The 6,499-nt window shown below is 70.3% G+C and carries 6 protein-coding genes; all 6 read left to right on the top strand.

What is annotated here, in order from left to right; translation table 11 throughout:
- Positions 1-262 precede the first annotated feature (262 nt).
- The 6 genes from ACFV8H_RS24610 to ACFV8H_RS24585 all read left to right on the top strand — a co-directional run bounded on the left by ACFV8H_RS24610 (position 263) and on the right by ACFV8H_RS24585 (position 6,288).
- The gene (locus ACFV8H_RS24610; RefSeq protein WP_380403629.1) at positions 263-919 is read left to right on the top strand and encodes an HAD-IA family hydrolase; all 657 of its coding nucleotides are present in this window, start codon (positions 263-265) and stop codon (positions 917-919) included.
- 79 nt (positions 920-998) lie between these two features.
- Positions 999-2,207, top strand: a complete 1,209-nt coding sequence (locus ACFV8H_RS24605) for a helix-turn-helix domain-containing protein (protein WP_380403626.1) — start codon at positions 999-1,001, stop codon at positions 2,205-2,207.
- A gap of 183 nt (positions 2,208-2,390) precedes the next feature.
- The gene (locus tag ACFV8H_RS24600) at positions 2,391-3,377 is read left to right on the top strand and encodes an ATP-binding protein (RefSeq protein WP_380403623.1); all 987 of its coding nucleotides are present in this window, start codon (positions 2,391-2,393) and stop codon (positions 3,375-3,377) included.
- 128 nt (positions 3,378-3,505) lie between these two features.
- Complete coding sequence (gene dapF, locus ACFV8H_RS24595) at positions 3,506-4,327, top strand: diaminopimelate epimerase (RefSeq protein ID WP_380403637.1); 822 nt, start codon at positions 3,506-3,508, stop codon at positions 4,325-4,327.
- Positions 4,324-5,403, top strand: a complete 1,080-nt coding sequence (locus ACFV8H_RS24590; RefSeq protein WP_380403620.1) for an ATP-grasp domain-containing protein — start codon at positions 4,324-4,326, stop codon at positions 5,401-5,403. The genes dapF and ACFV8H_RS24590 overlap by 4 nt, the downstream gene beginning before the upstream one ends.
- A gap of 27 nt (positions 5,404-5,430) precedes the next feature.
- Entirely contained in the window at positions 5,431-6,288 is an 858-nt protein-coding gene (locus tag ACFV8H_RS24585; protein WP_380403617.1) for a glutamate ligase domain-containing protein, read from the top strand.
- Positions 6,289-6,499 lie beyond the last annotated feature (211 nt).

The following is a 6,499-nucleotide window of genomic DNA, read 5'->3' as shown; positions in this document are numbered from 1 at the left end:
GGTCGCCCCTCCCCCGCGGGGGGGGCCGCCCCCGCCCCGCCCGCCCCCGCGCCGCAATCCCTTTCCCCGGGGCCCCCGCCCACCCCACGTCGTGGAGGCACAGCCCGTGCCAAGCAAGAGGGCAGGTCCATGCAGTGTGCTTACTTGCGGTGAGGCCTCGCAGTTCGGCCCCGCCGTCCACCACGGCGGGGCCGACCGGTGGGACCCGCCCTCTCCGCGGGTACCTTCGCGGTACGGCGACGAACCCCGAAGGGAACTCATCATGGCGCAACCAGTAGCACCCGTCAGTCCCCCGTCCGCATACCGCGGCTTGATCCTCGACTTCGCCGGTGTTCTGACCACGGATGCTCTCGCCGCTCACCGCGAGTGGTGCGTCAGTCAGGGACTTGACGCCGAGGCATGGCGCCGCACGCTGAACACCCATCCGGTGGTTCGGCGGCTGTACGTTGACCTGGAACGTGGCGCTCTCAGCCAGGCGGACTGGAACCGGCAGGTCGCGCCGTATCTCGGTCTGGCCGACCACGAGAACCTGATGGGCCGGGCGTGGGCCGGGGTCCGGGCCGCCGCCGACATGGTCACCCTTGCCAAGGCGGCGCGTGAGGCCGGCTACGTGGTCGCCCTGCTGTCCAACAGCTTCGGATTGAACCCCTTCAACCCGTACGCTGCCTGTGGCGTCTGGGAGTTGTTCGACGTGACCGTGGTGTCCGAGCTGGAGGGCATCGCGAAGCCAGACCCGGCGATCTACCAACTGGCGCTGGAGCGGATGGGCCTGTCAGGCGAGGCGTGCGTGTTCGTCGACGATCACCCGGTGAACCTGCCGCCGGCCGAAGCGCTCGGTATCACGACAGTGCTCGCCGACGGCCGGCCAGAGACCGTCGCCCGGATCGCATCCCTGCTCGGCATCGGGGCCTGCGTCTGAGCCCCCCGCTGTACGGTCATACCCGCACACTGCGGAGGTACCGCCCCGGGAAGGCCATCACCTGAGACGGAGTCAGCCTGTGACCCTCTGGGCAGAACGCACCACGGCGGAACGAGTCAAGATCCTGCGAGGCCGGGAGGTCACTCAGGAAGACCTGGCGGAGAAGTCCGGGGTCTCCCTGGGCACGATCCGGAAGCTCGAACAGGGGGGCAACCTCTCGCTCCCTTCGCTGATGAAGGTCGCCGTCGGCCTCGGCACCGACGTCTCAGTGATCCTCGGACAGCAATCCCCGCGCCGAGGCATGGCTCTGGAGGAACGCTCGGCCCTACGCGCAGTATCAGCCGCCGTCCACGACACCGGACTCGGCATCGGCACCGACGTGGAGCCCGGCAGTCTGGAAGACCTGCGAGACGCGGCACGGCGCGCTGACGCCGCGTTCTGGAGCGGACGCTACGTCGAGCTCGGCGCGATCCTGTCCCTCCTGCTGCCGGAGGCACGGGCGCTCTACGACGCCACCACACCGGATCGACGCGAAGCCACCGGTGGAGTCCTCGCCGATGCCTTCCAGACTGCTGCCGTCATGGCCAACATCCTCGGCGCCCGCGACCTCGGGTACACCGCGATCACCCACGGCCGAAACGTCGCCGACCAGGTGGGTGACGGCCTCCGCTCGGCCCACCTGATGGCCTCGCTGTCGTGGATCTGCCTGCGCGATGGCCACACCGCCAAGGGCGTCCACGTCGCCGAGCAGTCCGCCGCCAAGGTCGAGCCCCGCATGTCCGACAGCGACCCGGACCGGCTCAGCGTGTACGGGCAACTGGTCACGAACGCGGCCGTCGCCGCGTCCCGGGGCGGCGCGAGCGCAGACACCACCCACGACTACTTGAGCCAGGCCCACGCCGTCGCGGCCCGGATCGGCCGCGAGCACGCCCGGGGCGACCAGGGCCAGCCGTTCGGCCCGTCCTACGCCGCCACGCAGGCCATGTCGGTGGCGACGGCCCTGGGCGACACCGCAGGCGCGCTCAGGCTGATCGAGACGACCCATCTCGATCCCGGCATGCCGCTGTCCACCCGCGCCAGGTTCCACCTGGACATCGCCCTGACGCGGACCGAGACACGGCAGTGGGAGGCAGCGGCCGCAGCGCTGAAGGAAGCGTGCCGGATCGCCCCGACGTGGGTCCGACACCAGGCGCTCCCCGGAGTGATCACGGACCGGATCGCCGACGTGTCTGTGGCGATGGCGAGGAGCGTTGCGCAGGCCGCCGGTATTCCACTGGTGATCAGATAAGCTCTCCATGCCGGACCATGGTGTCCGCGACCTGCTGGTACACACCACTACCACGCCCCGTGACGCCCAGCCGTAACTACCGCCGCGGGTACCACTGAACGTGGTAGTCGGCCGTGTGCGAGTTCTCCGACTACCACGACCCATGTATTCACCGACGGTGAATGGTTCGTGACAGTGGTCGCCATGACCAGCGACCACCCCCGACCCGTCGGCCGCGCCCCCGTCGCCATCTACATCTGCTCCGGTGACGAACCCGCCGCCGATCTCATCGCCGCCCACGTCCGCGTCTTCGCCAGGGCCTGCCGGTGGACCGTGGCCGTGCTCGCCGTGGACAGCAACCCCGCGCAGCCCCTCGCCGAGCGACCCGGCTGGCAGGCCATCACCGACGCCCTGTCGGAGAACAGGGCCTGCGGGGTCGTCACCTGGACCCGCGACATGGTCCATGACGACCCTCTGAACAGCCCCGGCCAACTGTTGGCCGCCTTCGACCGGCTCGCCACCATCCTGCGCGAGCGCGGCGCCTTTCTCGCCGCTGCCACGCACCCGGGCACCCCGGCCGGAACCGTGCCGGAGCGCCGCTCCCCGGCGACCACTGGCGGCGGCGTGACCTCGCGTCCTCGGCCGCGGGCCTGTTCATTCCCCGCCGTGCAGCAGGACGAGGTACCGACCCGAGGACCTCCGGATGCTGACCCGTACGGTGACAGCCGCCCGGGAGCAACGATGAACACCACCCTCGAACGGCCCCGGGAAGCCGAGGGAGCGCCCTCAGCAACCCGTCCTGCACCGGCCACCATGCGGCTGCCGTACGCCTTCCGGTCCGCCCGCGCAGCCCGCCTCATGGTCAACGCCAAGCTCATCGAGTGGGGCTTGGAGGCCCTGATCGACGACGCCGAGCTGATCATCTCCGAGCTGGTGAGCAACGCGGCGAAGACCGGCTGCCGGACGTACATGATCGTCGCCGTCCGCCGGCCCACCGCCGGAGTCGTGCGCCTGCTGGTCTCCGACGGCTCCGCGTCGCCGCCCGTGCGGATCGAAGCCGGTCCCTCCCACGAGTCCGCACGAGGACTGGCCCTGGTACACCACCTCACGAAGGCCAAGTGGGGCGTCCGACTGTGGCCGCACGGCAAGGTCATCCACGCCGACCTCGGGGTACCCAGCGAGTTGGCCTGACGGCACCCCTCGGACTCCGCCCGGCGTCCCGGGCGGATCCGGTGCCGGCCGAAAGCCTCCCCCGGGCGGCGGCCGGCACCTCCTTCACGGCGCGCTCCCACCACAGCGCCCTGCATCCCGATACCCACGTGAGGAGGACCCCTTTGAGCACCCCCTTCCGGAAGATCCACGGAGCCGGAAACGACTTCGTGCTGCTCAACGGCGCCGACCAGGACACCGGCCGCGACTGGCGCGGCACCGCGGTGAGGCTGTGCGCGCGCCGAACCGGTATCGGCGCCGACGGTCTGGTGGTCAGCACGCTGATCAGCAGCGCCCCTCCGGTCCTGGAGATCTCGTGCTTCAACGCCGACGGGTCGATCGCAACGATGTGCGGCAACGCGCTGCGGTGCTCGGCCTGGGCTGCAGCCGAGGACTTCGGCTTCGACACGATGACCCTCGTCATGGCCGGGGTCGAGCACGAGGCGACCGTCACCCGTGAGGCTGTGGCGATCACCGCCGAAGTCGGCGCCGTCGACATGCGGGTGGTCGAGTCCGTGTGGGGCGGCCGCCCCTTCTGGTTCGACTCCGCTCACACCGGCACCGAACACGTGGTTGCCGTCGTAAACGATGTGGACGGCCTCGACGCCGAGGCCTGCGGACGTCTGATGCGCCACCACCCAAAGCTCGCCCCGCTCGGCGCGAACGTCAACTTCGTGGAGAGCATCGACCGGCAAACCCTCAAGATCCGCACCTATGAGCGCGGTGTCGAGGCCGAGACGCTCTCCTGCGGAAGCGGGGCTGTCGCCGCCGTCGTCATCGCGGGACGCCGTGGCCTGGTCACCGCGGGCCCCGTCGCCGTCCACAACCGCGCCGGAACCCCCCTCACCGTCGCCCCGCACGCCGATCGACCGGCCAAGTCGTACTGGGTCGCCGGCCCCGTCACCCTCGCCTACGAAGGAGTCATCTCGTGACCATCACCATCGACTGGCATGACACCGCCGCGCTGAGCAAGGAGATCCAAGCCGTACGGGAGCGCAAGTACCGCGGCACCAACGTGGGCCTGGTCTACGGCGGCGTCTCCGCCGAGGACCGCCTGTACCTCTCCAGGAGCCCCGTCGAGCAGATGTCCGTGACCGCGCTCTCCGAGTCCCTGGACACGATCGGTACCGCATTCCGCGTCCTGGACCCGTGCGAGCCCGGGTTCGTGTCAGAGCTGCTCGGCGTCGACATCGTCCTGTCCAACCTGCACGGGCCCTTCGGCGAAGACGGCCGGCTCCAGGGACTGCTGGACTGGCTGCGCAGGCCGTACTGTGGCAACGGTGTTGCGGCGTCCGCCATCGCCGCCGACAAGATCCTCTGCAAGAGGTACATGAAGGGGCTCGGCGTGCCGACTCCGCCGTGGCAGGTGTGGACCGGCGGCAGCGCTGTGACCTGCGGCGGGCTGCCCATGATGGTCAAGCCGACCATGGGCGGATCGAGCGTCGGAATGAGCCTGGTCCGCACCACCGAAGAGCTCACCGCCGCACTCGAAGAAGCGACCCGCACCGACCCCTCGCCGGTCCTGGTCGAGCATTACATCTCCGGGACACCAGTGACCGTAGGACTGCTGGAACTTCCCGGCGGCGTCCTGGCGTTCCCGCCGCTGGCCACCGAGGTCCAGCAGGCCGATTTCTACGACGCCGACACGAAGCTCGACGCCGACGGCCGCGGCGGCGTGTCCGTGACGCTGGCGGACCTGCCGCCGTCCGTCCTGCGCACGCTCACCAGGCACGCCAGGACCCTGTGGGAAGGTCTCGGCTGCCAGGGGGGCGCCCGGGTCGACTTCATGGTCACCGCCGACGGCGAGGTGTTCGCCCTCGAGGTGAACACCACCCCCGGCATGTCGCGGGACAGCAACTTCGCCGCCGGCGCGTCGATGTGCGGCCTGACCCATGAGGACGTCGTTCGCGCGATGCTCCACCAGGCCCTCGCCCGGCCGACCTACGATGTGCCTCTGCCCGTCCCGAGTCTCGGTGCCGTCCCGGCCCAACTGGACGCCACCGTCTGAACGATAACGCTTCGGAAGGTCGCCGCCATGCTGCATGTCCACGAGGTCCCGATGTGCCGTCAGCTCGTCCCCGTTGAGGAGTGGGAACAGCAGGGCGGCATGGAGCTCGGGGACCGGCTCACCTGGTCGAACCGAGCCTGCGGCATGGCGACCCTCCGCATGATCCTGCTCGCCTACGGCAAGGAGCCCCCCACTCTCACCGAGCTCATCAAGATCGGCGTCAAGCGCGACGCTCTGACCGACCGAGGCTGGCTGCACGCGGGGATCGCCAAGATCGCCATCGACTTCGACATCGCCGGTCAGGCCGAGCCGGTGGCGGCCGAAGAACTGACCGACCAGCTGGCGAAGGCACCGCTGATCATCTCCGTGACCGAGCAGTTCCCCACCGACGGCCGCCGCGGAGGACACCTGGTCGTCGCCCACGGCTTCGAGAGCGGCGACGACCAGGTCATCCACTTCCGGGATCCCTCGGCGTGGGGCCAGGACAACGACCGCGTACCACTGAGCCGCCTCGCCAAGTCCTACACCGGCCGCGCCATCACCTTCCCGCCCCTCCCGGCGGCCGGACGCACGATCGCCGTTCTCGGCGAGATGGGCGAGCTCGGGGAGGACTCCGTCTCCGCACACCGCGAGATCGGCCGGTACGTCGCCGAACAAGGAATCGACCTGCTGATCGCGGTCGGCGGTGACCTGCCCAAGCAGCTTGCCCTCGCCGCCGCCGCGCACGGCACCGACGTGGCCCTGGTCGCCGACGCCGAGACCGCAGCCGCCTACCTTGAAAGCATCGTACGGCCCGGTGACAAGGTACTGGTCAAAGCCTCCCGCTCCGCGATGCTGTGGCAGGTGTGCCAGCGGCTTCTCGGCCAGAAGGTCACCGGCTGGTGACCGTGTTAGGCCTCTGAAAGCCCTGGTAGGTCAACTGCATCCGGGCCGCCTCGACCCCACACAACCCCGGTGTCTCCGGCGCCTCCCCTGCCTGGTATCCGCAGACGGCTCGGGCCTTCTCCAGTGGCGGGGGGGGGGGCGCGCGCGGGCGGGGGGCGGGTGGGTGGCGGCGCGGGGCCGCCGCGCCGCCGCGCCCGCCCGCGGCCGCCGC

The organism is Kitasatospora sp. NPDC059827, from assembly GCF_042731675.1.
GTDB lineage: Bacteria > Actinomycetota > Actinomycetes > Streptomycetales > Streptomycetaceae > Kitasatospora.
Note: the sequence above shows the minus strand (reverse complement) of the source record. Positions and strands in the feature narration are given on the sequence as shown.

What these genes read in the sequence shown, in the direction of transcription:
- ACFV8H_RS24610 (WP_380403629.1), top strand. Translation starts at nt 263, where the DNA reads ATGGCGCAACCAGTAGCACCCGTCAGTCCCCCGTCCGCATACCGCGGC.
- ACFV8H_RS24600 (WP_380403623.1), top strand. Translation starts at nt 2,391, where the DNA reads ATGACCAGCGACCACCCCCGACCCGTCGGCCGCGCCCCCGTCGCCATC.
- ACFV8H_RS24585 (WP_380403617.1), top strand. Translation starts at nt 5,431, where the DNA reads ATGCTGCATGTCCACGAGGTCCCGATGTGCCGTCAGCTCGTCCCCGTT.